This window comes from Streptomyces griseofuscus (assembly GCF_014673495.1).
GTDB lineage: Bacteria > Actinomycetota > Actinomycetes > Streptomycetales > Streptomycetaceae > Streptomyces > Streptomyces murinus.
Map to the genome: position 1 here is coordinate 721881 of NZ_CP051006.1, position 21664 is coordinate 743544.

At 72.7% G+C, this 21664-nt stretch carries 24 protein-coding genes and 1 riboswitch; of the genes, 11 read left to right on the plus strand and 13 right to left on the minus strand.

Annotated features, from left to right (window positions below; all coding sequences use genetic code 11):
- Positions 1-27: 27 nt before the first annotated feature.
- Together HEP81_RS03170 and HEP81_RS03175 are read right to left on the minus strand one after the other, a co-directional pair.
- Positions 28-417 (minus strand): PPOX class F420-dependent oxidoreductase, encoded by a 390-nt coding sequence (locus HEP81_RS03170; protein WP_037652581.1) that lies wholly within the window; start codon positions 415-417, stop codon positions 28-30.
- A gap of 22 nt (positions 418-439) precedes the next feature.
- The gene (locus tag HEP81_RS03175) at positions 440-1618 is read right to left on the minus strand and encodes a MalY/PatB family protein (RefSeq protein ID WP_037652579.1); all 1179 of its coding nucleotides are present in this window, start codon (positions 1616-1618) and stop codon (positions 440-442) included.
- Between HEP81_RS03175 and HEP81_RS03180 the strand changes: the two genes are divergently transcribed.
- The gene (locus HEP81_RS03180; RefSeq protein ID WP_157854338.1) at positions 1617-2645 is read left to right on the plus strand and encodes a DUF3800 domain-containing protein; all 1029 of its coding nucleotides are present in this window, start codon (positions 1617-1619) and stop codon (positions 2643-2645) included. The two genes, HEP81_RS03175 and HEP81_RS03180, sit on opposite strands and share 2 nt — an antisense overlap.
- 53 nt (positions 2646-2698) lie before the next feature.
- A complete protein-coding gene (locus HEP81_RS03185; RefSeq protein ID WP_037652577.1) occupies positions 2699-3529 on the plus strand; it encodes an SAM-dependent methyltransferase in 831 nt (276 codons plus the stop codon).
- A gap of 55 nt (positions 3530-3584) precedes the next feature.
- Here HEP81_RS03185 and HEP81_RS03190 read toward each other — a convergent pair whose 3' ends face one another.
- Both HEP81_RS03190 and HEP81_RS03195 read right to left on the minus strand, forming a co-directional pair.
- On the minus strand, positions 3585-3770 hold the full coding sequence (locus HEP81_RS03190) for a hypothetical protein (RefSeq protein WP_037652576.1): 186 nt from the start codon (positions 3768-3770) through the stop codon (positions 3585-3587).
- Positions 3771-3976: 206 nt separating this feature from the next.
- The gene (locus HEP81_RS03195; protein WP_037652574.1) at positions 3977-4675 is read right to left on the minus strand and encodes a L,D-transpeptidase family protein; all 699 of its coding nucleotides are present in this window, start codon (positions 4673-4675) and stop codon (positions 3977-3979) included.
- Positions 4676-5253: 578 nt separating this feature from the next.
- On the opposite strand from HEP81_RS03195, the gene HEP81_RS03200 reads away from it, so the two are divergent.
- Positions 5254-5757 (plus strand): LysR family transcriptional regulator substrate-binding protein, encoded by a 504-nt coding sequence (locus HEP81_RS03200; RefSeq protein ID WP_051849950.1) that lies wholly within the window; start codon positions 5254-5256, stop codon positions 5755-5757.
- Here the strand turns inward: HEP81_RS03200 and HEP81_RS03205 are convergent.
- The 5 genes from HEP81_RS03205 to HEP81_RS03225 all read right to left on the minus strand — a co-directional run bounded on the left by HEP81_RS03205 (position 5714) and on the right by HEP81_RS03225 (position 9734).
- The gene (locus tag HEP81_RS03205; RefSeq protein ID WP_037652572.1) at positions 5714-6499 is read right to left on the minus strand and encodes an SDR family NAD(P)-dependent oxidoreductase; all 786 of its coding nucleotides are present in this window, start codon (positions 6497-6499) and stop codon (positions 5714-5716) included. The two genes, HEP81_RS03200 and HEP81_RS03205, sit on opposite strands and share 44 nt — an antisense overlap.
- Positions 6500-6566: 67 nt before the next feature.
- Complete coding sequence (locus HEP81_RS03210; protein WP_051849949.1) at positions 6567-7529, minus strand: SDR family oxidoreductase; 963 nt, start codon at positions 7527-7529, stop codon at positions 6567-6569.
- 90 nt (positions 7530-7619) lie between these two features.
- Positions 7620-7988: a DUF4180 domain-containing protein gene (locus HEP81_RS03215; RefSeq protein WP_037652570.1), complete on the minus strand. Its 369-nt coding sequence runs from the start codon at positions 7986-7988 to the stop codon at positions 7620-7622.
- A gap of 28 nt (positions 7989-8016) precedes the next feature.
- Entirely contained in the window at positions 8017-8646 is a 630-nt protein-coding gene (locus HEP81_RS03220) for an MBL fold metallo-hydrolase (RefSeq protein WP_037652567.1), read from the minus strand.
- Positions 8646-9734 (minus strand): S-(hydroxymethyl)mycothiol dehydrogenase, encoded by a 1089-nt coding sequence (locus tag HEP81_RS03225; RefSeq protein WP_037652566.1) that lies wholly within the window; start codon positions 9732-9734, stop codon positions 8646-8648. The genes HEP81_RS03220 and HEP81_RS03225 overlap by 1 nt, the downstream gene beginning before the upstream one ends.
- Before the next feature lie 265 nt (positions 9735-9999).
- Here HEP81_RS03225 and HEP81_RS03230 point away from each other — a divergent pair, with 265 nt between their 5' ends.
- Positions 10000-10782, plus strand: a complete 783-nt coding sequence (locus tag HEP81_RS03230) for an acyltransferase domain-containing protein (RefSeq protein WP_051849948.1) — start codon at positions 10000-10002, stop codon at positions 10780-10782.
- Between the two features lie 9 nt (positions 10783-10791).
- Here HEP81_RS03230 and HEP81_RS03235 read toward each other — a convergent pair whose 3' ends face one another.
- On the minus strand, positions 10792-11097 hold the full coding sequence (locus HEP81_RS03235) for a hypothetical protein (RefSeq protein ID WP_037652564.1): 306 nt from the start codon (positions 11095-11097) through the stop codon (positions 10792-10794).
- A gap of 172 nt (positions 11098-11269) precedes the next feature.
- Between HEP81_RS03235 and HEP81_RS03240 the strand changes: the two genes are divergently transcribed.
- Complete coding sequence (locus tag HEP81_RS03240; protein WP_037652562.1) at positions 11270-11635, plus strand: nuclear transport factor 2 family protein; 366 nt, start codon at positions 11270-11272, stop codon at positions 11633-11635.
- 541 nt (positions 11636-12176) lie between these two features.
- A riboswitch (ZMP/ZTP riboswitch) is annotated at positions 12177-12256 on the plus strand.
- Between the two features lie 26 nt (positions 12257-12282).
- Positions 12283-13143 carry a bifunctional 5,10-methylenetetrahydrofolate dehydrogenase/5,10-methenyltetrahydrofolate cyclohydrolase gene (locus HEP81_RS03245; RefSeq protein ID WP_037652560.1) on the plus strand — a complete coding sequence of 287 codons (861 nt, stop codon included), beginning with the start codon at positions 12283-12285 and terminating at the stop codon, positions 13141-13143.
- 19 nt (positions 13144-13162) lie between these two features.
- On the opposite strand, the gene HEP81_RS03250 is transcribed toward HEP81_RS03245, so the two are convergent.
- Positions 13163-14188, minus strand: a complete 1026-nt coding sequence (locus HEP81_RS03250; RefSeq protein ID WP_037652558.1) for an alcohol dehydrogenase catalytic domain-containing protein — start codon at positions 14186-14188, stop codon at positions 13163-13165.
- Positions 14189-14582: 394 nt separating this feature from the next.
- Between HEP81_RS03250 and HEP81_RS03255 the strand changes: the two genes are divergently transcribed.
- The 5 genes from HEP81_RS03255 to HEP81_RS03275 are packed head-to-tail and all read left to right on the plus strand — an operon-like array spanning position 14583 to position 20432.
- Positions 14583-15107 carry a (2Fe-2S)-binding protein gene (locus tag HEP81_RS03255; protein WP_037652556.1) on the plus strand — a complete coding sequence of 175 codons (525 nt, stop codon included), beginning with the start codon at positions 14583-14585 and terminating at the stop codon, positions 15105-15107.
- Positions 15104-17485 carry a xanthine dehydrogenase family protein molybdopterin-binding subunit gene (locus HEP81_RS03260; RefSeq protein ID WP_037652553.1) on the plus strand — a complete coding sequence of 794 codons (2382 nt, stop codon included), beginning with the start codon at positions 15104-15106 and terminating at the stop codon, positions 17483-17485. The genes HEP81_RS03255 and HEP81_RS03260 overlap by 4 nt, the downstream gene beginning before the upstream one ends.
- Positions 17482-18336 carry an FAD binding domain-containing protein gene (locus tag HEP81_RS03265; protein WP_037652742.1) on the plus strand — a complete coding sequence of 285 codons (855 nt, stop codon included), beginning with the start codon at positions 17482-17484 and terminating at the stop codon, positions 18334-18336. Before HEP81_RS03260 ends, HEP81_RS03265 begins: the two co-directional genes overlap by 4 nt.
- Positions 18337-18351: 15 nt before the next feature.
- On the plus strand, positions 18352-19227 hold the full coding sequence (locus HEP81_RS03270) for an AAA family ATPase (protein WP_051849947.1): 876 nt from the start codon (positions 18352-18354) through the stop codon (positions 19225-19227).
- A 5-nt stretch (positions 19228-19232) separates the two neighbouring features.
- Complete coding sequence (locus HEP81_RS03275) at positions 19233-20432, plus strand: vWA domain-containing protein (RefSeq protein ID WP_051849946.1); 1200 nt, start codon at positions 19233-19235, stop codon at positions 20430-20432.
- Between the two features lie 114 nt (positions 20433-20546).
- On the opposite strand, the gene HEP81_RS03280 is transcribed toward HEP81_RS03275, so the two are convergent.
- Both HEP81_RS03280 and HEP81_RS03285 read right to left on the minus strand, forming a co-directional pair.
- Positions 20547-21137 (minus strand): GNAT family N-acetyltransferase, encoded by a 591-nt coding sequence (locus HEP81_RS03280; protein ID WP_037652551.1) that lies wholly within the window; start codon positions 21135-21137, stop codon positions 20547-20549.
- Positions 21138-21159: 22 nt separating this feature from the next.
- Complete coding sequence (locus HEP81_RS03285) at positions 21160-21660, minus strand: metallophosphoesterase family protein (protein ID WP_037652548.1); 501 nt, start codon at positions 21658-21660, stop codon at positions 21160-21162.
- Positions 21661-21664: the final 4 nt, after the last annotated feature.

Here is a 21664-nt window from a genome sequence, read left to right on the forward strand (position 1 = left end):
GGGGTGGTTCCGGGTGGCTCTCGGCGGTCAGTCGTCGAGGGTCACCCGGATGCCGACCGTGCCGTCCGTGCCGCGCCGCAGCCTGCTGCCAAGGAGGGTGAGACGGCCGAGGATGCCGTACTTGCGGGCGATCAGGGCGCGGTAGCGGGCGGTGGTGGCCCGGTCGGTGATCTCGGCGGTGGCGGGGAGTTGGTCGCCGGTGGGGTTGCCGCGCACGTCGCAGGGGCCGGCGAGGATGTCGGCGCGGTGGCGGATGCGTTTGACCTTGAAGCTGTCGGCGGTCGTCCAGACGCCGAGGCTCGCGCCGTCCCGGACCACCCAGACCGGGGTGGCCACGGGGGTGCCGTTCCTGCGGAAGCTGGTGACCAGCAAGTACTTTCCGGCGGCGAGCCGGGCCAGGCGCGAGTCGTCGTCCATGACGCCGAGTCTAGGCGTTCGCTCACTTCAGGGCGGCGGCCATGCGGTGCACGGCCTCGGTGAGGATCTCCGGTGACGTCGCGAGGTTGAGGCGGGCGTGGCCCGCGCCGCCGGTGCCGAACGGGAGTCCGGCGGACAGGGCGACCCGGCCGCGGTCCAGGAAGACCTGGGCGGGATCGTCACCGAGGCCGAGGCCGCGGCAGTCGAGCCAGGCGAGGTAGGTCGCCTCCCCGGGATGGACGCGGACCGCGGGCAGGTGCTCGGCGAGCAGGTCGGCCAGCAGCAGCCGGTTGTCCCGGATCCCGGTGCGCAGGGCGTCGAGCCAGCCGGTGGCCGCACGCAGGGCGGCGGTGTGCGCGATGATCGCGACATGGCTTGCGCCGTGGCCCACTTCCTCGGGCATCCGGGCGAGATCGGCGGCGGCTCCCGGTCCGGCCAGGGCGAGGGCGGCCTTGAGGCCCGGCAGGTTCCAGCCCTTGGAGGCCGACATGAGCGAGAGGCCCCGGGCGGCGGCGGGCAGGCTGAGGTACGGCACGAAGGGGGTGCCGGGGGCGGTGAGCGGGGCGTGGATCTCGTCCGCGACGACCCGCACACCATAGTGTTCGGCCAGTTCCGCGACGGCCGTCAGCTCGGCGGCGGTGTGCACCGTACCGGTGGGGTTGTGCGGGCTGCACAGCAGGTAGGCGGCGCGGCCGCCGCGCGCCGTGGCCGCTCGGAAGGCGTCCTCCAGAGCCGCCAGGTCGAGGCGCAGGTCCGCGCCGAGCGGGGCTTCCACCACGCGGCGGTCCATATGCGTGATGAACAGGAAGAACGGCGGATACACCGGCGGGTTGACGATCACCGGATCGCCCGCATCGGTCACCAGCTTGATCATTTCGACCACTCCGAGCATGACGTCCGGAACGATCGCCGTGCGGTCCGTCGTGATCCCGTCCCAGTGCCAGCGGCGGGCCGCGAAGGCGGCGAGGGCCTCGGCATAGGCGGTGCCCGCCGGGTACCCGGTGTCGCCCAGGGCGAGGGCGTCGGTGACGGCACGGACGACGGGTGGGGCGAGGGGTACGTCCATCTCGGCCACCCACAGCGGCAGGACGTCCTCGGGGTAGGTGCGCCACTTCATGCTCGTACGACGGCGCAGCCGCTCCAGGTCGAGGGCGCGCAGCGGATCCGGTTCGCCGGCGGTGTCGTGCGGGAAGCTGGTCATGAGGCACAAGATAGGGGGCTGCGCGGTGAGCCGGAACGGGGCGGACGAGGCGGGCGCGGCGGTGGTGCGCCGCCGGGAGGTCGCCTGTGACGAGTCGGGGTCGGACGGGGAGAACCTGACCGGTGGCAACACCGAGGTGTTCGCGCACGCGAGCGTGGCGCTGCCGGAGGACGTGGCGGCGGAGTGCGTACGGGAGATCAGGCACCGGATCCGTTCGCCCGCCGAGGAGTACAAGGCGAACCATCTGCTGCGGGAGAAGCACCGGGCGGTGCTGGAGTGGCTCCTGGACGAGGCGGGCCCGATCCATGGGCATGCCCATGTGGAGCTGACGGAGAAGGCGTACTTCGTGGTGGAGCGGACCGTCGAGCTGCTGCTCGGGGACACGGCCGAGGCCGGTCCGCTGTACCGGTGGGGGCCCGGCACCTTCGGGGAGCCGGGCTGGCGGGAGTTCCTGCGTGCGGCGAACCGTCTGCTGCGCGTCCGTCCCGACGGTGATCCGCTCACCGTCGTCGATCAGTTCTTCCGTACGATCGACACGCTCACGCGAGCCTGGCCGGGAACCGAGGCGGCGCGGATCCTGCGCCGGCTGTCCGCGGCACGCGCCGGCGCGGACGCCTACCGGGAGCGTGTCCGGGCCGCCCCTCCGTTGTTCCCGGTGCTGAACCCGCTGTTCCCGGCGATCCGGCGCACGGCCGCTTGCTGGAGCGCGGGCGGGGTGCCGGTGACGCTGGTGCACGATCAGCAGAACGCGCTGACGCCGGGCCGGATCGCGGCGATCGTGCAGGGCGCCCGGCGTGACGGGATCGCGCTCGACGGTGTGCGGCTCGTCGACTCCCGTGCTGACGCCCGGGTGCAGATCGCCGACTTCCTCGCCGGGGTCGCCCGCCGGATCACCTCCGACCAACTGGCCCAAGACGGTGACCCGTTCCTGATCAGTGCCCTGCGCCCGTACATCGGCGAGGGGGTGCCCACGGGTCCGGTACCGGAATCGGACGGACCGGCGGCGCGGGGCAACCCGGGGGATTAGATTGCGCCTTGAAGGTTGAACCACTTCTCCAGGCACCCCAGGAGCTGACGCACGTGACCGACAACCCCGCAGCCACCAACGACGTGGCGGTGTCGCTGCGCGCCCGTATCAACACCAGCCAGCCGCACACGGCGCGGATCTGGAACTACTGGCTCGGCGGCAAGGACAATTACGAGGTCGACCGGGCGGCCGGCGACCAGATCCGCCAACTGCACCCGGGCATCGGGGAGTACGCGCGCGCGGACCGGCTGTTCCTGGGCCGGGCCGTGCGGCATCTGGTCGAGGAGGCGGGCATCCGCCAGTTCCTGGACGTCGGCACGGGGCTGCCCACCGCCGACAACACGCACGAGGTCGCCCAGCGCATCGCGCCGGAGTCGCGGATCGTGTACGTGGACAACGACCCGCTGGTGCTGGCGCACGCGCGGGCCCTGCTGACGAGTACGCCGGAGGGTCGTACCGACTATCTGGACGAGGATCTGCGCAATGTGGACGCGATCCTCGAACACGCCTCGAAGACGCTGGACTTCAGTGAGCCGGTCGCGCTGATACTGCTCGGTGTGGTCATCTTCATCGGCGAGGACGACGAGGCGTACGGACTCGTGCGGACGCTGATGGACCGGCTTCCGGCGGGCAGCCATCTGGTGCTTTCGCACACGGTCACGCATCCCTCGATGCCGGACGTGGACGAGGCGGTGAAGTTCTGGAACGAGCACGGCACGCCGAAGCTGACCCAGCGCACGCCGGAGGACGTCACTCGGTTCTTCGACGGTTTTCAGTTGCTGGAGCCGGGGGTGGTCTCCTGCTCGCGCTGGCGCCCGGAGCACGACAACGGGGCCGAGCCGGAGGAGGTCGCCATGTTCGGCGGGGTGGCCCGCAAGGACTGAGGAGGATCTGGGGACCCGCGACTCCCGATCGGGGTCGCGGGTTCGCGTCGCGAGGTCAGACGGCCCGGTACGGCCGTGGGGCCGCGGCGGCCCACTCCATCACGAGGCGCTGGTACTGCTTGCGCTGCTCGCTGGTCAGCGTCCCGCCCGATCGGCGCCACAGGGCCCGGATCTCCTCGTTGACCTCCGCGGCCGATCGCTCGGAGGCGGCTTCAAGAGTGGTGGACATGCTGTGAAGCATATGCCGATCGAAGTGAAGGCGCTGTGAGCAAGTACCTTCGATACGGACATTTCGGACCGTGTTGCTCATCACGTCAATGTGTCAAGAGGCGTACGGGAGTTCACACCCGCCCCTCACCCGACGGCCGCTCCGGGGCCGCCGGACGAGGGTGAGCAACGGCACAGCGCCCGATCGAGGCGACCGGGGTGATCGGGTGATCGCCTCGCTCAGGTGCCGGGCTTGTGGCCGTACACGAAGACGTCGTCGCCCGTCCGCAGCAGCGACCAGTACTTCTTGGCGTCCTTCGGGGTCATGTTGACGCAGCCGTGCGAGCCGGGCGGGTTCCACATGCTCAGGCCGACCGAGTGGAACGCCTCGCCGCCGTTGAAGAACTGGCTGTAGGGCATCGACACGTCGTAGAGCGTCGAGACGTGGTGGAGGTCACGCCAGTAGACCTTCGTCAGACCGGTGCGGGTGACGAAGCCCTTGCGGCCGGTGCGCACGGGGACCGGGCCGTAGACCAGCTTCTTGCCGTCCTGGATCCAGCTGAGCTGGTGCGTGAGGTCCACACAGGCGATCCGGCCCTTGTTCACCGGGCACTTGCCGCTCTTGTTCGGGTTCTTCCCCACGGCCTTCTGCTGGTTGATGAGGTCCATCACACCCCAGGTGACGGGCCCCGCGTAGCCGATGGTGGGGGTGATGCCGTTCTTCGCCTGGAAGGCGCGGATCGCCTTGCAGTCGGCGGCGGACTGGCGGCCGTCGACCGGGCGGCCGAGGAACTTCTCCGCCTGCTTCTGGTACGGGCCCGTCGATGTGGTGCAGGAGCTCGCGGCCTGGGCGGGTGCCGCGCCGAGGGCGAGTGTGAGCGGCGCCACCAGAGCCGTGAGTCCGAGCGCCACGACACCTCGTCTATGTATGTCCCCCATGAGGGCTTTTCTCCTTCTTCTGGCCGGTTTGCCCAGGGCCTCCCCCGGGGTTTCTTCGTGCGCGATTCCCACGATCTCGGACAAGTAGACCTGATCGGGCGTGTCGAGGTTGCCTTTCTGGTCATGCTGTGATGAAAGGGTGAGTTTCCTCACCCCGGAGTCGGCCACAGCGCGCTGCCGTGGAGGGACCCGCCGGTCCAGGTCCAGGGCGACGGTGATGTCCAGGCCGGTCCTGGTGGGCGGCCGCGTCCCGGTGGGCGAGCCGGTCGGCGCAGAGGCTGGGCGCGCCCCGCTGCGCGGGGTCAACTCCTCGAAAAAATTGGCCGATTCGCGGCGTTCGGCGGCGACGAGTGCGGCGAGGTCCGGTGCTCTCTCCATACGCCCCGGCATGGTGAGGACTTCGACGGCACGTCCAGGACCGGGTTCCGGGCGGGGCGTGCGGTGCGGCCGACGGAGGTCGGTGCGGCCGTACTGCCGTACGCGCGGGCGGGTCGCGATCGGTCTCGTGCCCGGCGCGCTGGACCTCGCGGTGGCCGGGGTGGCGGTGCGGACCCCGCCGCCGGGCCTCGCCTGGGGGGGTGTTCGTCGATGTGCCGCTGGTCGTGGCGGCCGTACCGGAGCATCCGCTGATGGCCGCGTACCCGGACGGGGGCGCCGTGTCGTCGGCCGCGCTGGCGGGGCACCGGCTGATCGGTCTGCAGCACGTGATCGGGATGCGGGCGGTGCTGGAACGGCTGTGTGCCGGGGCCGGGTTCCGGCCGCAGGTCGTGTTCGAGGCCGCGGCATCGGACGCGCTCGCCCGTCTCGCGGCGCGCGACCTCGGCGTCGGCGTCGGCGTCGGCGTCCTACCGGGCCCGGGCCCTCACCCCGGCCTGCGCGCGCTCACCCTCGCCGACCCGCGCGCCCGCGCCCGCGCGGCCCTCGTCCGGCGGGCCCAGGGGCCGCTGGGCCCGGCCGCGCGGGAGCTGCTGGGCCGGCTGCGCGAGGAGTTGCGCGCAGGGAGACGAATGCGCGGCCGCAACCGGGCCGGGGCGAGGGTCAGTTGTGCAGGGCGGCGTGGAAGCCGGTGTGCACGGAGGTGAGGCCACCGTCGACCACGAGGGTGGTGCCGGTGATCCAGGCGGCGTCGCGGGAGGCGAGGAAGGCGACCGCGGCGGCGATGTCCTCGGGTTCGCCGATCCGGCCGAGCGGGTACAGGGCGCGGACGGCGTCGAGTTCACTCTCGCGCCCCTCCCACGCCGAGGTGCGCACCGTACCCGGGGCCACGAGGTTCACCCGGACGCCCCGAGAAGCCGCGTGCCCGGCGAGGGTGCGGGTCAGGGAGCCGAGGCCGGCCTTGGCGGCGCTGTAGGCGTGGTTGCCGAAGTCCTGGAGTCCGTTGACGGAGCCGATGCTCACGATCGCGCCGCGTCCGGAGGCGGCCAGGTGGGGCAGGGCGGCGCGGCAGCAGCGCTGGACGCCGGTCAGGGTGATGTCGAGGTCGCGGGCCCAGGTGTCGTCCGTGCCGTCCTCGAAGCGCGGGGTGTCCGGGGTGCAGTGGGCGGCGCAGTTGACCAGGACGTCCAGGGAGCCGAAGGCGTCGACGGCACGGGCCACGGCCGCCTCCACGGCGGTGCGTTCGGCCACGTCGCAGCCGAACGCCTCGCCGGTCAGGCCCTGTCGGCGCAGCTCGGCGGCGGTTCGCTCGGCCTCGGCCGGGTCCCGGTCGGTCACCAGGACCCGGCCGCCCTCCTCGGCGAGCCGCCGGGCGACGGCGGCACCGATGCCGCGGGCCGCTCCGGTGACGAGTACCGCGTGTCCCGCGAAACGGGTGTGATCGCTCATGGGGCGACGGTACGTCCGCACCCGCGGTCTTTCACCGTCCCGTGCCGGTGTTCCGCCCAACTCCCCCTCACCGGTATCCCGTTGTGTCGGCGGGCCGCCCCGCGTCCTGGACCTCCTTCAGATAGCGCCAGGCGTCGGGGCGGCTGCCGTCGAGGTCGGTGAAGCCGTACTCACGGGCGAGGCCGCCGCTGGAGAGGGACCGCCCGTTGAAGCGGGCCACGGTGGGGTCGGCGGCCAGGGCGGCGACGGCCCGGCCGGTGAAGCGCGGGGTCTCGGAGATGGCGAAGTGCGGCTCGCGCGCGAGGGCGTCGCGCCAGTTGTCCTCGCGGACGCCGAACAGGTCCAGCATCAGTTCGGAGCGCATCCAGCCAGGGGTGAGGGCGACGGCGGTGGCGCCGCGCGGGCCGAGTTCATGGCCGAGGGCGAAGGCCATGCGCAGGACGGCGGTCTTGGCGAGGTCGTAGAAGAGGTTCACACGATAGGTGTCGCGGTTGTGCTCGGCGGTGCCGTCGGTCATCTCCACGACCAGCCCACCGGGTCGGCGCAGCAGCAGGGGCAGCGCGAAGTGGCTGGTGACGGCGTGGGTGTCGATCGCGAGGCGCAGGAGTCTGAGCCCGTTGTCCAGGTCGTGCTCCCACACCGGGGTGTCCCACTCGAAGAGTTTCTCGCCGCCCCAGATGTCGTTGACGAGGATGTCCAGGCGGCCCTGTTCGGTCGCGATGCGGTCCACCAGGTCGCGTACGGCAGCCGGTCGCAGATGGTCGACGGGTACGGCGATGCCGTGGCCGCCGGCGGCGGTGACCAGGTCGGCGGTGTCCTCGATGGTCTCGGGGCGGTCGTACTCGGAGCGACGGGCGCGGGTGCTGCGGCCGGTGACGTAGACGGTGGCGCCGGCCGCGCCGAGCTCCACCGCGATGCCCCGCCCTGCGCCCCGGGTCGCCCCCGCGACCAGGGCGACCCTGCCCGCGAGGTCCTTGATGTCCTTGAGGTCCCCCGGATCTCCGTGGTCCTCGTCGAGCGGTGCTGGCATGTCCGGCCTCCGTGCGCTGAGCGTGTGCTGTCGTCCCTCAGCGTCACGGAGAAGCCGGACATCTCCCGTCGGGTTTTACCGGGCGGTCGGTCAGCGGGCGAGCCGTTCGGCGACGGCGTCGGTGTCCGGCAGGAACCACAGCTGGTCGCCCTGGTTGGACTCGTGCACGAAGTCGCGCAGGGCGTCGCTCGCCTCGATGTGGGCGGAGATGTCGCCGACGACGGCGAGCCGCACCCGGTAGTTCACGAACTTCTGGACGACGGCGCCCGCGACGCCGGACCGCAGCCGGAAGAACTCCTGCGCGATCCGTGCCACGGGCACCTCGACCAGCTGGGCGTCCTGCCCGAAGGCGTCGCCTATGAGGTCCAGTGCCGCGCGCTCGCCGTCCAGGGGCGGGCCGTCGGGGGCGCAGCGCAGGACGCGGGTCTCGTGCAGGGTCACGAGCGTGTTCGTGGTCATGATCGCGACCCTATGCGCACGATGCGGTTCAGTGCCCGCGTTTGATCCATTCCTCCAGATGAGGGGCCTCGGCACCGATGGTGGTGGAGTCGCCGTGGCCGGTGAGGACCTGGGTCTCGGGCGGGAGGGTGAGCAGTTTGTCGCGGATGGAGTCGATGATCGTGGGGAAGTGCGAGAAGGAGCGGCCGGTGGCGCCGGGGCCGCCCTGGAAGAGGGTGTCGCCGGTGAAGACGGCGCCCAGTGCGGGGTCGTAGAGGCAGATCGCGCCGGGCGCGTGCCCGGGGGTGTGCAGCACGGTGAGGTCGGCGCCGGCCGCCTCGATGACCTGGTCGTCCACGAGGAGCCGGTCGGGGTCGCGGTCGGGGTGGGTCATCCGCCACAGCGGCAGATCGTCGGGGTGCAGCCAGATGACCGCGCCGGTGCGGTCGGCCAGCGCGGGCGCCGCGTCGATGTGGTCGTTGTGGGCGTGGGTGCACACGATGGCGGTGAGCCGGCGGTCGCCGACGGCGCGGGCGATGGCGTCGGCGTCATGGGCGGCGTCGATGACGATCGCCTCATGGTTGTCGCCGACGATCCAGACGTTGTTGTCGACGTCCCAGGTGCCGCCGTCGAGGGTGAACTGCCCCGAGGTGACGAGCCGTTCGATGCGTGCGGTCATCAGAGCACCACCACCGAGCGCAGCACGTCGCCCTGGTGCATCCGGTCGAACGCCTTCTCCACCTCGTCCAGTTGGATGGTCTCGGTGACGAACGCGTCGAGCGGCAGCCTGCCTTGCAGATGCAGGTCGATGAGCATCGGGAAGTCGCGGGAGGGCAGGCAGTCGCCGTACCAGCTGGACTTGAGGGCGCCGCCGCGGCCGAAGACGTCCAGCAGGGGCAGTTCGAGCTTCATCTCCGGGGTGGGGACGCCGACGAGGACGACGGTGCCGGCGAGGTCGCGGGCGTAGAAGGCCTGCCGGTACGTCTCCGGGCGGCCGACCGCCTCGATGACGACGTCGGCGCCGAAGCCGCCGGTCAGTTCGCGGACGGCCTCGACCGGGTCGTGCTGCTTGGAGTTGACGGTGTGGGTGGCGCCGAGGGCGCGGGCCTTCTCCAGCTTGCGGTCGTCGATGTCCACGGCGATGATCTTCGCCGCGCCGGCCAGCTCGGCCCCCGCGATGGCGGCGTCGCCGACGCCGCCGCAGCCGATGACGGCGACCGAGTCGCCCCGGCCGACCTGGCCGGTGTTGATGGCGGCGCCGATGCCGGCCATCACACCGCAGCCGAGGAGGCCCGCGACGGCCGGGGAGACGGCCGGGTCGACCTTGGTGCACTGGCCGGCGGCGACCAGGGTCTTCTCGGCGAACGCGCCGATGCCGAGGGCCGGGGAGAGTTCCTGGCCGGTGGCGGCGAGGGTCATCTTCTGCTTCGCGTTGTGGGTGTTGAAGCAGTACCAGGGGCGGCCGCGCAGACAGGCCCGGCAATTGCCGCACACGGCACGCCAGTTGAGGATGACGAAGTCACCGGGGGCCACCTCGGTGACACCGTCGCCGACCGACTCCACCACACCGGCGGCCTCATGGCCGAGGAGGAAGGGGAAGTCGTCGGAGATGCCGCCCTGCTTGTAGTGCAGATCGGTGTGGCAGACACCGCAGGCCTGGACGCGTACGACGGCCTCGCCCGGGCCGGGATCCGGCACCACGATCGTCTCGACTCGTACGGGCTCGTCCTTGCCCGGTGCGATCACGCCGCGTACTTCCTGCGCCATGGTCTGGTTCCTTCCATCGAGTGCTTACCGTGCAGACCCTACGCGCGCCCGATGGGCGGCGGGACGGGCCACGGCGGTGACCCTGGATCTTTCCCCCGGGGGCACCCAGAGGCGCCTGGAGGCAGCGGGAGGCACCCGCCCCGAGAAACGCTTATGAATTGCACAAGAATCGGATCGAATGACGACGTTCGATGATGGGGATTCCTTTGCGAGGTGCAGGCGCCCGACCGGTCCGGTGCTTACCCGACCGTGCCTTCATGGGGGCATGCCCGCTGATGGCCGTAAGGGACGTACCGCATTCCTGTTCTCGGCCGGTGCCTCGCCGCGCCCGGAGACGGAACGTGAACTCGCGGCGGCTTTCCCGCTGTTCGCGAAGACGCTGGACGAGCTGTGCGCCCGTCTGGATCCCTATCTCGAACTGCCGTTGAAATGCGTGATGTTCGCGGAGCCCGGCACCCGGACGGCGGCGCTGCTGGGCCGGGCGTCGTACGCCGGGCCGGCGCTGTTCGCGCTCCAGGTGGCGCAGTACCGGCTGCTGCGGAGCTGGGGCGCCCGCCCTGATGTGCTGTTCGGGCACGGGGCCGGGCGGATGGCCGCGGCGTACGCCGCAGGGGTCTTCTCGCTCGCGGACGGCTGCCACGCGGTCGGCACCCTGGCCCGGCTGCTGGACGGCGCCCTGGGTGAGACGGCCCCGCAGGCGCTGCGCACGGCTTACGGCCGTACGCTCGCCACGCTTCACCCCGGCCCGCCGCGGCTCCCCCTCGTCTGCGACATCACCGGCCGCCCGGTCGGCGCCGAGACCGCCGAGCCGGGGTTCTGGCTGCCGGGCCCGGGGTCCCGGCGGTTCGCGGAGGTGGCCGCCCTGCTGCACCGGGGCGGGGTGCGGACCTGGCTGGAGCTGGGCCCGGCGGACACCCTGACCCGCGCGCTGGCCGAGGAGCTGCCGCCCGGCGCCGCCCCGGCCCCCGGCGCGGCCTACGCCGTGGCCCGGGACTGGGCGGTGCTGAACGCGGGCGGCGGCACTCGGCCGCGCGGCGCCCCGGTGTGACGCGTCGGCTCAGGCCCCCACGGCCGGGAGCAGGCCGGTCACCGGCGCCACGATGTCGGTGACCTGGTGGAGTTCGCTGAGCTGGTTCAGCTGGCTGACCTGGTTCAGGGACTTGAGCTGCTGGGAGGCCGTGGGCAGCTGGGCCCGCTGCTCGGCGGGGATGTTGCCGGTGGTGAGCGTGTCGAGCACGGTCATCGGGTTGATCTGCCCGGTGTGCGAGGCGCTCGCGTCGGCCGCGCTCGCGAGGGGTGCGGCCAGGCCCGTGACCCCGGCGGCGAGTCCGAGGACGGCGACGATACGGCGTGTTGAGATCATGCCCTCAGCAACGCCGACGGCCCCCGGCCGGACACGGGCGGCGGCCCGCGCTCACTCGTGAGGCGGAGCGCGCCCCGTGCGCTTGCCGAGGCCACCGGGGCGGGGGACGCTCGAAGACGGGGCCCGTACGGTCCGCCGCGCGCCGGACCGGGAGCCCTTGAAGGAGGTCACCATGGGCACCGCGACAGGCTCCGCCTTCGACACCGAGACACTGCGCCGGGGCATCGAGGGGAACACCGGGAACACCCTGCTGTCCCTGTACGCGGACGACGCGGAGATCCGCATCATCGACCGCAACACCCAGCCCAGCCACCCCAAGATCCTGCACGGCCGGGGCGAGATCGCCGAGATGCTCGACGACGTCTACCGCCGCGACATGATCCACAAGTTGGACCGGTGCGTGGTGCAGGGCGACCACGCCGCGTTCACCGAGTCCTGCCAGTACGGGGACGGCACCCGCGTCCTCGCCGAATCCATGATCACCCTACGGGACGGGAAGATCGCCGAGCAGATTCTGATCCAGGCATGGGACGAGTAGGCAGGAGGTTCGCGCGGATCCAGGTCAGCTCCCGGCTGACCTGGACTTTCTCGGCCCGCGCGGTGGTGGGCCGGGCGCGGCCCCGGCGCCGCGGGCCGGTCTCCGCGGCGGGTGTGCCGGTGACGGGCGCGGTGCTGCGGTCGGTCCTGAAAGCGATGCGTGGACGTCCCCCGGCGGCGGTGCCGCGCGCGTCGCGGCTGCCACGGGTGCCGCGGGTGGTGCCGCGGGTCCGGCGCGGACGGACGCGGTGAGCGTCCCCATTCCCGAGGGTCGGCTTTCCCGACGGTGCGCCTCCCCGGCCGCGCGCCTTCCCGACGGTGAGCCTTTCCCACCGTGCGCCATCCCGGCCGCACGCCCTCCCGACGGTGAGCCTTTCCCACCGTGCGCCATCCCGGCCGCACGCCCTCCCGACGGTGAGCCTCCCCGGCCGCGCGCCCTCCCGAAGAGGGCTTTCGCGGCCGTGAGGTTCCCGCCCCCGTGAGGCTGGGCGCGGGCTGGATCACGCCCGCTCCCCGGCCTCCTGCGCGCCTCGGTTACGCTGTACACGGGCCGTGACTGGCGCTGAGGTGGAGTACCACCGGGGAGCGGTCCGTATGGTTGCCGCGCGCCTGGGCGTAAGACATCTATCCAGCTCAGGAGTGTGCCGCATGACCCAGGCCCGTCTCATGGACGGAACCGCCCTCGCCCGTCGCATCGTCGAGGACACCGCGCGCAGGGCGGCCGACCTCACCGCGCGTACCGGTGTGGCGCCCTGTCTCGCGACCGTGCTGGTCGGCGAGGACCCGGCGTCCGTGACATACGTCCGGATGAAGCAGAACCGCTGCCGCAAGGCCGGCATCACCTCCCGGCACGTGGCCCTGCCCGCGAGCACGTCCACCGCTGAACTGGTGGGCACGCTGCGGGAGTTGTCGGCCGATCCGACGGTGCACGGGATCCTGCTCCAGCATCCGGTGGGCGACCATGTCGACGAGCGGGCGGCGTTCGAGGCGATCGCGCCCGAGAAGGACGTCGACGGGGTCACCTTCGCCTCGTTCGCCACGATGAGCTTCGGTCTGCCGGGCTTCGTGTCCTGCACGCCGGGCGGCATCCTGCGGCTGCTGGACGAGTACGGCGTCGAGTTGGCCGGGAAGCGGGCCGTGGTGGTGGGCCGCAGCGCGATCCTCGGCAAGCCGGTGGGCATGCTGCTGCTGGCCAGGGACGCGACGGTGACGTACTGCCACTCGCGCACCCGGGATCTGTCGGCGGCGGTCCGCGAGGCGGACATCGTCGTCGCCGCGGTCGGCCGGCCGCGGCTGCTGCGGGGCCAGGACATCAAGCCCGGCGCGGTCGTGATCGACGCCGGTTACAACGCGGGGAACGTGGGCGACGTCGACTTCGACTCGGCCGTCGAGCGAGCCTCCCTGATCACCCCGGTCCCGGGCGGCGTCGGCCCGATGACGATCGCCACGCTGCTGGAGCAGACGGTGACGGCGGCGGAGGCCGCCGCAGGGAGGCTTGCGGCGGCCTGACGCTCACCCGCTCCCCCGCTCACCCCTCCGTCAGCACCATCCTGAACCTCGCGCCGCCCGCCATCATCTTCCGGAACGCCGCGTCCGCCTCCGTCAGCGGAACCTTCTCCGTCATCGGGCGGATGCCGTGCAGGACGCTGAACGCCATGGTGTCCTCGATGTCCTGCGAGGTCCCGGAGGGGTGGCCCCGGACCACGCGGGCGGCCATGAGGAGCTGGTTGGGGTTGATGTCGAGGGGGGCGATGTCCGCGCCGATGACGACCAGTTCACCGCGGTGGGTCAGGCCGTCCACGGTGGCGGAGATGGCCTCGGAGTTGCCGGCGGTGCCGAGGACGACCTTGGCGCCGCCGAGGGACTGCAGCGCCTCGGCGACCGGGGTGGCGGCGGTGCTGTCGACGTAGTGGTGGGCGCCGAGTTGCTTGGCGAACTCAGCCTTCTGGGGGCCCCGGGCGATCGCGACCGTCTCGAAGCCCATCGCGACCGCGTACTGCACACCGAGGTGCCCGAGGCCGCCGAGACCGAGCACCGCGACCAGGTCGCCGGGGCGTCCCGCGCTGCGCCGCAGCCCGTTGAAGGTGGTCACGCCCGCACAGGCCAGCGGCCCCGCGTCGCTCGCGGCGAGCGCCTCCGGGATCCGGGCCAGGGCGTCGACGGGTGCGATCACCTGCTCGCCGAAGCCGCCGTCGTAGGTCCAGCCCGGCACCTTGAGGCTCTCGCACACGATGAAGTCGCCCTCGCGGCAGGCCCGGCAGTGGCCGCAGCTGCCGCCGAACCAGCCCACGGCCACCCGATCGCCGACCTGCCAGCCGCGCTCCCCCGCGCCCTCGCCCAGCTCCGCGATCCGTCCGGCGATCTCGTGCCCGGGCACCTCGGGGAAGGTGATGCCCGGCACCGCCGCGCTGACGAAGAGAGCGTCGCTGTGGCAGACGCCGCACGCCTCGACGGCGATCCGCGCATGGCCGGGCCCCGGCCGCGGCACCTCGCGCTCGACCACCTCGAACGTGCCGTTCGCGGCGGGCACTTGGGCGACTCGATAGCTGCTCATGGATCTCTCCGGAGAAGGGGGTACGAGCATGGGCGGGACGGCCGCTCGGGGGTGCCGGCCGCCGCTCTCCCGGGCAGGTCGGCACGACGGCCCATTCCTTCTCAGCAGACCAGTTCCGGCGCGATCGCGCGCGCCGAACGGCTTCCGCCGGACCCGACCGCTCGGACCCCCGCCCCGTGCGGCGGCCGCCGCTCCGGCTCATGCCCCCGGGACCGTGACGTGGAGTGCCAGCCGGTCACGCTCCGTACAGGAAGGCGCTCCCCCTTCGGCAATGGATCAGTGCGCGACGAACCGGCGCCTCAGCGTTCGCCGGGTCCACACCCCGGTCATAGAGTGACCTACATCATGCCGGACCGGCTGATATCGACTCCTGCCCGCACGGTCTGGAGGGCGCATGACGCACATCAAGGTGAACGTGGACGGCACGATCTACGAGGACGACGTGGAGCCGCGGCTGCTCCTCGTCCACTATCTGCGTGACCGTCTCGGTCTGACCGGCACCCCGATCGGCTGCGACACCTCCAACTGCGGGGCGTGCACGGTCGACCTGGACGGCGCGACCGCCAAGAGCTGCTCGGTGCTGGCCGTCCAGGCGGACGGATGCGCGGTGACGACCGTGCAGGGCCTGGCGAAGGACGGTGAGTGGACACCGCTCCAGCGCGCCTTCCATGAGCAGCACGGACTCCAGTGCGGCTACTGCACCCCCGGCATGATCATGGCGGCGCGCGATCTCCTGCGGGAGAACCCGCACCCCACCGCCGAGGAGGTGCGCGGCGCCCTGGAGGGCAACCTCTGCCGCTGCACCGGCTACCAGAACATCGTCCGCGCCGTGCTCGCCGCGGCCGGTCAGCAGGACGGCTCCGGGACGCAGGCTCAGGCCCCCTCCGGACAGCAGGTCACCGAGGAGGCCACGGCATGACCGATCAGGCCGTAGCGGGCGAGACCGGCACCGGACGGGAGGTCGGCCGGTCCCGGCTGCGCAAGGAGGACGCCCGGCTGATCACCGGCCAGACCACCTGGACCGACAACATCCAGGTCGCCGGGATGCTGCATCTGGCCGTGCTGCGCAGCCCGATGGCGCACGCCCGCATCACCCGCGTCGATGTCGCCCCCGCGCTCGAACGCCCGGGTGTCCTCGCGGCGTTCAGCGGCGCGGACCTCGCCGAGGGGCTCGGCTCACTGCCCTGCGCCTGGCCGGTGACCGAGGACATCGTGCTGCCCGACCATCCGCCGATCGCGGTGGAGGAGGTCCGCTACGCGGGCGACCCGGTGGCCGTCGTCGTGGCCCGCGACCGGTACGCGGCGGCCGACGCGCTGGAGGCGATCGAAGTCGACTACGACCCGCTGCCCCCGGTCCTCGACCTGGAGGACGCGCTCGCCGAGGGCGCCCCGCTGGTCCACTCCGACAAGGGCACCAACCGCTGCTACACCTGGCCGCTGGCCACCGGCGAGAGCTTCGCGGCGGTCCGCGAGCGCGCCGAGGTGACGATCAAGCGGCGCTACCACCAGCAGCGGCTCATCCCAAGCGCCATGGAGCCGCGCGCGGTCGTGGTCACTCCGCTGGCCGCCTCCGGCGAGTACACCATGTACTCCGCCACCCAGATCCCGCACATCCTGCGGATCATGCTCGCGACGGTCACCGGCATCCCCGAGCACAAGCTGCGGGTGATCGCCCCGGACGTCGGCGGCGGTTTCGGCTCCAAACTCCAGGTGTACGGCGAGGAGGTGCTGGCCCTCGCGGTCGCCCGCCGGCTGGGGCGGCCGGTGAAGTGGACGGAGTCCCGCTCCGAGGGCCACCTCGCCACCCACCACGGGCGCGGCATGATCCAGGACATCGAGGTCGCGGCCACCCGGGAGGGCCGGCTGCTCGGTCTGAAGGTGGATCTGCTCGCGGACATGGGCGCCTATCTGATGCTGGTGACACCGGGCATCCCGATCCTGGGCGCGTTCATGTACCCGGCGATCTACAAGATGGACTCCTACGAGTTCACCTGCACCGGCGTCTTCACCACCCGCACCCCTACCGACGCCTACCGGGGCGCCGGCCGCCCGGAGGCCACGTTCGCCATCGAGCGGATCATGGACGAGCTGGCCGCCGAACTGGGCCTGGATCCGGTGGAGTTGCGGCGCCGCAACTGGATCAGGCACGAGGAGTTCCCGTACACCACGATCGCCGGACTGACCTACGACAGCGGCGACTACGAGGCGGCGACCGCGAAGGCGCTCGCCCTGTTCGGCTACGACGGGCTCCGCGCCGAGCAGCGCGAGCGTGCGGAGCGCGGCGATCCGGTGCGCCTGGGCATCGGCGTGTCGACGTTCACGGAGATGTGCGGCCTGGCGCCGAGCCGGGTGCTGCGCGACCTGAGGTACGGCGCGGGCGGCTGGGAGGCGGCGAGCATCCGGATGCTGCCCACCGGCAAGGTCGAGGTGGTCACCGGGACCAGCCCGCACGGGCAGGGCCACGAGACCTGCTGGAGCCAGATCGCGGCGGACGTCCTCGGTGTGCCGTTCGAGGACGTCGAGGTGCTGCACGGCGACACCAGGTCCTCCCCGCAGGGCATGGACACCTACGGTTCGCGCTCGCTGGCCGTGGGCGGTGAGGCCGTGCACCGGGCGGCCACCACGGTGGTCGACAAGGCCCGCAAGGTGGCCGCGCATCTACTGGAGGCGAGCGAGCAGGACCTGGAGTTCCGGGAGGGCGTCTTCTCCGTGAAGGGCTCCCCGGAGGCCCGCAGGTCCATCCAGGAGATCGCCTTCGAGGCGTTCACCAACCACGATCTGCCCGACGGGGTGGAGCCGTCCATCAACGCCGAGCACGTGGTCGACCCGGAGAACTTCTCCTTCCCGCACGGCACCCATCTGTGCGCGGTCGAGGTCGACACCGAGACCGGGCGGACCTGGATCAGGTCGTACGTCTGCGTGGACGACGTCGGCCATGTGGTCAATCCGATGATCGTCGAGGGGCAGGTGCACGGCGGGCTCGCGCAGGGCATCGCGCAGGCGCTCTACGAGGAGGCCGTCTACGACGACGAGGGCAACCTGGTCTCCGGCAGCATGGCCGACTACCTCGTGCCCTCGGCCGCCGATCTGCCGGAGTTCGTGACCGACCGGACCGAGACCCCCGCGTCGTCCAACGCGCTCGGCGTCAAGGGGGTCGGCGAGGCCGGGACCATCGCCTCGACGCCCGCCGTGGTCAACGCCGTCGTGGACGCGCTGCGGCCGCTGGGCGTGACCGATGTACGGATGCCCTGCACCCCGGAACGGGTGTGGCGCGCGGTGCGGGAGGCGACGGCATGATTCCCCCGGCGTTCGAGTACGCCCGCCCGGAGAGCGTCGAGGAGGCCGTACGGCTGCTCGGCGAGGCGGGCGACGAGGCCAAGGTGCTGGCCGGCGGGCAGAGCCTGCTGGCGCTGCTGCGGTTGCGGCTCGCCTTTCCCGAACTGGTCGTGGACGTGGGCCGGATCCCCGGCCTGCGCGGGGTCCGCGAGGAGGGCGGGACGCTGGTGATCGGCGCGCTCACCACCCACCACGAGGTGATCCACGACCCGCTGGTACGCCGGCACGCCGGTCTGCTGGCGCAGGCGACGGCGACCGTCGCCGATCCGGCGGTACGGCACCGGGGCACGCTCGGCGGCTCGCTGGCGCACGCCGACCCGGCAGGCGATCTGCCCGCGATCGTCCTGGCGCTGGACGGCGAACTGGTCGCCGTGGGCCCCGGCGGCCGACGCACCGTACCGGCGCGGGAGTTCTTCGTCGGCTACCTCCAATCCGCCCTCGCTCCGGAGGAGTTGCTGGTGGAGGTGCGGTTGCCGAAGGCGGACGGCTGGGGCTTCCACTACGAGAAGTTCCACCGGGTTGCGCAGTCCTGGGCGATCGTCGGGGTCGCCGCGCTGGTACGCCGGGAGAACGGGCACATCGCCGAGGCGCGGGTCGGCCTGACCAACATGGGCGCGACCCCGCTGCGCGCGGCCGCGGCCGAGGCGGCGCTGGCCGGTGCCGACGGGCCGCAGGCGGTGGCACGGGCCGCGCGATCGGCGGCCGAGGGCGCGCAGCCGGGGCGGGACGCGTCGGCCTCGCCCGACTACCGGGCGCATCTGGCCGAGGTGCTGACCGAGCGGGCGGTGCTGACCGCCGCCGGGATGGGGTGAGGGCCGATCGCCCGGATGGACGGCCCGGAACAGGTGCGGGCCCGCCTGGAGGAGACGGGGTATCTCGTCGACGAGGGGCTGGCCGTCACCTGCTACCTGGCGCTGAGGCTGCACCGGCCGCTGTTCTGCGAGGGCGACGCGGGCGTCGGCAAGACCGCGCTCGCCTCCGCCCTCGCCGAGGCGCTCGACGCGCCGCTGATCCGGTTGCAGTGCCATGAGGGCATCGACGCCTCGCAGGCCCTGTACGACTGGGACTTCCCGCGTCAGCTGCTGCATCTGCGCGCGGCGGAGGCGGCCGGCGTCAAGGACGCGGACCGGCTGGAGAGCGAGCTGTACGACCGGCGGTTCCTTGTCGCCCGGCCGCTGCTCCAGGCCCTCCAGAGGCAGCCGTCGGTGCTGCTGGTGGACGAGATCGACCGCGCCGACGACGAGTTCGAGGCGTTCCTGCTGGAGCTGCTGTCCGAGTACGCGGTGACGATCCCGGAACTGGGCACGCTGCGGGCCGAGGTGCCGCCGGTGGTGGTCCTCACCTCCAACCGGACCCGGGAGGTGCACGACGCGCTGAAGCGGCGGTGTCTGTACCACTGGTTCGACCACCCCGGCTTCGCCCGTGAACTGGCCATCGTGCGCCGCAGGTTGCCCGAGGTGTCGGCGCGCCTGGCCGAGCAGGTCACGGCTCTCGTCCAGGCGTTGCGCGGCGCGGACCTGGTGAAGCCCCCGGGGGTCGCGGAGACCATCGACTGGGCGGAGGCGCTGGACGCCCTGGGAGCCACGGAGGTGGACGCGGAACTCGCCGTCTCCACGCTGGGTTCGGTCCTGAAGTACCGGGAGGACATGGACCTGGCCAGGGGTCTCGACCTGGCCGCGGTGCTGGCCGCGCGGGGGGTGTGAGCGCCATGGCCGGCGGCGGGCGGACGGAGTCCGGGCGGGCCGGGGGGCCGACGGCGGGGCTCGCCGGGGCGGATGCCGTACTGCTCGGCCTCGTACGGGCGTTGCGCGCGGCCGGGGTCGACGCGAGCGCCGAGCGGATGTACGCCTTTCTGCGGGCGGTGGCCGTGCTGCGGCCCGGGATGCGGGCGGATGTGTACGCGGCGGGGCGGGCGACGCTGTGCGGCGGGCCGGACGATCTGGAGCGCTACGAGCGGGTGTTCGCCGCCTACTTCGGCGCCACCGCGGGCTCCCCTCCCCTGCCGACGGTGCGCACCCCTCCCCCGCCCCGGCCGCGGCTGCGCGCACGGGACGCGGCCGGTGGCGGCGGTACCCCCGGCGAACGCGATCCGCTTGGCCAGCCGACGGCGGCACTGGCCAGCTCCACGGAGGTGCTGCGGCACCGTGACATCGCCGCGCTGGACGCCGTGGAGCGCGCCCGACTCCACCGGCTGCTGGCCGCGTTCGCGCTGCGCGGCGAGGCCCGGCGGTCCGCGCGGCGGCGGTCCGCGCGGCGCGGGGAGGTGGATCCCCGTCGTACCGTGCGCGAACTGCTGCGGCGCGGGGGCGAACCGGCCCGGCTGCGCCGGCAGGCGCGGGTCGACCGGCCGCGCCGGGTGGTGCTGCTGGTGGACGTGAGCGGTTCGATGGCGCCGTACGCGGACGCGCTGCTGCGCTTCGCCCACGCGGCGGCGCGGGGCGGCCGTACGGAGGTCTTCACGATCGGCACGCGCCTGACCCGGGTGACGCGCGAGCTGTCCCCTCGCGACCCGGACCTGGCGATGGCGGCGGTCTCGGCGGCGGTGCCCGACTGGCGGGGCGGCACCCGGCTGGGCGAGCTGCTGCGCGAGTTCCTGAACCGCTGGGGGCAGCGGGGCATGGCACGCGGCGCGATCGTGGTGCTGCTCTCCGACGGCTGGGAACGCGACGATCCCGCGCTGCTCGGCGCCCAGATGCGCCGACTGCACGCGCTGGCGCACCGGGTGGTCTGGGCCAACCCCCTTAAGGCGCGGCCGGGTTACACGCCGACGGCCGCGGGAATGGCGGCGGCGCTGCCGAGCGTGGACGCGTTCGTGGAGGGGCACAGCCTGGCGGCACTGGAACGGCTCGCGGCGGTGGTGCGCGGGGCGGACACCGGCGCGGTGCCGGAGGCGGAGGCCGAGCGTTGATCGACGGCAGGACCGTGGTCGACTCGGTGAGGGTGAAGGTGAGAGGGCGCCGGGCGGAGATTTCTCCGGTCGGCGGCCACAGCGCGCGGGCCGTGTCCGAAGCGGCCGTCCCGCCTACTCCGGGTCGCCCGCCAGCCGTGCGTGCAGATGCTGGTCGTGCCAGCCGTCGGCGTGCAGCAGGGCGCCGCGCATCGTGCCCTCGAAGGTGAAGCCGGCCTTCTCGGCGACGCGGCAGGAGGCGGGGTTGGCGGTGGAGTGGCACAGGCGCAGGCGGTGCAGGCCCAGGTCGTCGAGGGACCAGCGGGTGAGGCGCCGGGTCGCGGCGGGGGCGAGGCCGGTGCCGCGGACCTCGGGCAGCAGCCAGTAGACGAGTTCCGCGGCGCCGCCCGCGAGGTCGATGTCATTGAGCCCGATCAGTCCGATCGCGGCGCCGCCGGTCCGGGCGATGGCCCAGACGGCACCGGTCTCGCCCCGCCACCGCTCGTGCATCCGCTCGATCCGGCGCCGGGCGTCGGTGTGGTCGGCCACGGTGAACAGGTTCCACCGCCCGATCGCCGGATCCCGTGCGGCGGCCAGCAGCGCGTCGGCGTCGTCCGGGCGCCAGGGCCGCAGCTCGACGCCCTCCGTGAGATCGAGAACGGGCTGCCCCCTGTCGGCCATGCGGCCCGCGGGTACGACGTCGGGTATGCCTGCGCTGAAGATCATCCGGTGATGATCGCACGCCGTCCTACCCCTGGGGCAGCCGATGCAGGGTCACCTCGGCGAGCGCCCCGCCCTCGATCTCGGCCGTCATGTAGGTGCGGTACGGCTGGCGTCGGCGGTCGGTCGGCGAGCCGGGGTTGAGCAGCCGGAGGCCGCCGGGGGCCGTGCTGTCCCAGGGGATGTGGCTGTGCCCGAACACCAGCACGTCCAGGTCGGGGAAGCGCGCGGCGCACCGGGCCTCGCGGCCCCGCGCGGACCCGGTCTCGTGCACCGCCCCGAAGCGCAGTCCGTCGAGTTCGGCGTACGCCACCTCGGGGAGCCGGGCGCGCAGTTCGGGCCCGTCGTTGTTGCCGTACACCCCGATCAGCCGGCGGCTGCGGCTCTCCAGCAGATCGAGCGTGTCGGTGTCCACCCAGTCCCCGGCGTGGAACACGACGTCCGCGCGCGGGAGTTCGGCCAGCAGCGCCTGTGGGAGCCGTTTGGCGCGCCGGGGCAGATGGGTGTCGGAGATGAGCAGGAGTCGCACGGCT

Coding starts and splice junctions, on each gene's coding strand:
- HEP81_RS03170 (WP_037652581.1), bottom strand. CDS start 417: ATGGACGACGACTCGCGCCTGGCCCGGCTCGCCGCCGGAAAGTACTTG.
- HEP81_RS03180 (WP_157854338.1), top strand. CDS start 1,617: ATGAGGCACAAGATAGGGGGCTGCGCGGTGAGCCGGAACGGGGCGGAC.
- HEP81_RS03175 (WP_037652579.1), bottom strand. CDS start 1,618: ATGACCAGCTTCCCGCACGACACCGCCGGCGAACCGGATCCGCTGCGC.
- HEP81_RS03190 (WP_037652576.1), bottom strand. CDS start 3,770: ATGCTTCACAGCATGTCCACCACTCTTGAAGCCGCCTCCGAGCGATCG.
- HEP81_RS03195 (WP_037652574.1), bottom strand. CDS start 4,675: ATGGGGGACATACATAGACGAGGTGTCGTGGCGCTCGGACTCACGGCT.
- HEP81_RS03205 (WP_037652572.1), bottom strand. CDS start 6,499: ATGAGCGATCACACCCGTTTCGCGGGACACGCGGTACTCGTCACCGGA.
- HEP81_RS03210 (WP_051849949.1), bottom strand. CDS start 7,529: ATGCCAGCACCGCTCGACGAGGACCACGGAGATCCGGGGGACCTCAAG.
- HEP81_RS03215 (WP_037652570.1), bottom strand. CDS start 7,988: ATGACCACGAACACGCTCGTGACCCTGCACGAGACCCGCGTCCTGCGC.
- HEP81_RS03220 (WP_037652567.1), bottom strand. CDS start 8,646: ATGACCGCACGCATCGAACGGCTCGTCACCTCGGGGCAGTTCACCCTC.
- HEP81_RS03225 (WP_037652566.1), bottom strand. CDS start 9,734: ATGGCGCAGGAAGTACGCGGCGTGATCGCACCGGGCAAGGACGAGCCC.
- HEP81_RS03230 (WP_051849948.1), top strand. CDS start 10,000: ATGCCCGCTGATGGCCGTAAGGGACGTACCGCATTCCTGTTCTCGGCC.
- HEP81_RS03235 (WP_037652564.1), bottom strand. CDS start 11,097: ATGATCTCAACACGCCGTATCGTCGCCGTCCTCGGACTCGCCGCCGGG.
- HEP81_RS03240 (WP_037652562.1), top strand. CDS start 11,270: ATGGGCACCGCGACAGGCTCCGCCTTCGACACCGAGACACTGCGCCGG.
- HEP81_RS03245 (WP_037652560.1), top strand. CDS start 12,283: ATGACCCAGGCCCGTCTCATGGACGGAACCGCCCTCGCCCGTCGCATC.
- HEP81_RS03250 (WP_037652558.1), bottom strand. CDS start 14,188: ATGAGCAGCTATCGAGTCGCCCAAGTGCCCGCCGCGAACGGCACGTTC.
- HEP81_RS03255 (WP_037652556.1), top strand. CDS start 14,583: ATGACGCACATCAAGGTGAACGTGGACGGCACGATCTACGAGGACGAC.
- HEP81_RS03260 (WP_037652553.1), top strand. CDS start 15,104: ATGACCGATCAGGCCGTAGCGGGCGAGACCGGCACCGGACGGGAGGTC.
- HEP81_RS03265 (WP_037652742.1), top strand. CDS start 17,482: ATGATTCCCCCGGCGTTCGAGTACGCCCGCCCGGAGAGCGTCGAGGAG.
- HEP81_RS03270 (WP_051849947.1), top strand. CDS start 18,352: ATGGACGGCCCGGAACAGGTGCGGGCCCGCCTGGAGGAGACGGGGTAT.
- HEP81_RS03275 (WP_051849946.1), top strand. CDS start 19,233: ATGGCCGGCGGCGGGCGGACGGAGTCCGGGCGGGCCGGGGGGCCGACG.
- HEP81_RS03280 (WP_037652551.1), bottom strand. CDS start 21,137: ATGATCTTCAGCGCAGGCATACCCGACGTCGTACCCGCGGGCCGCATG.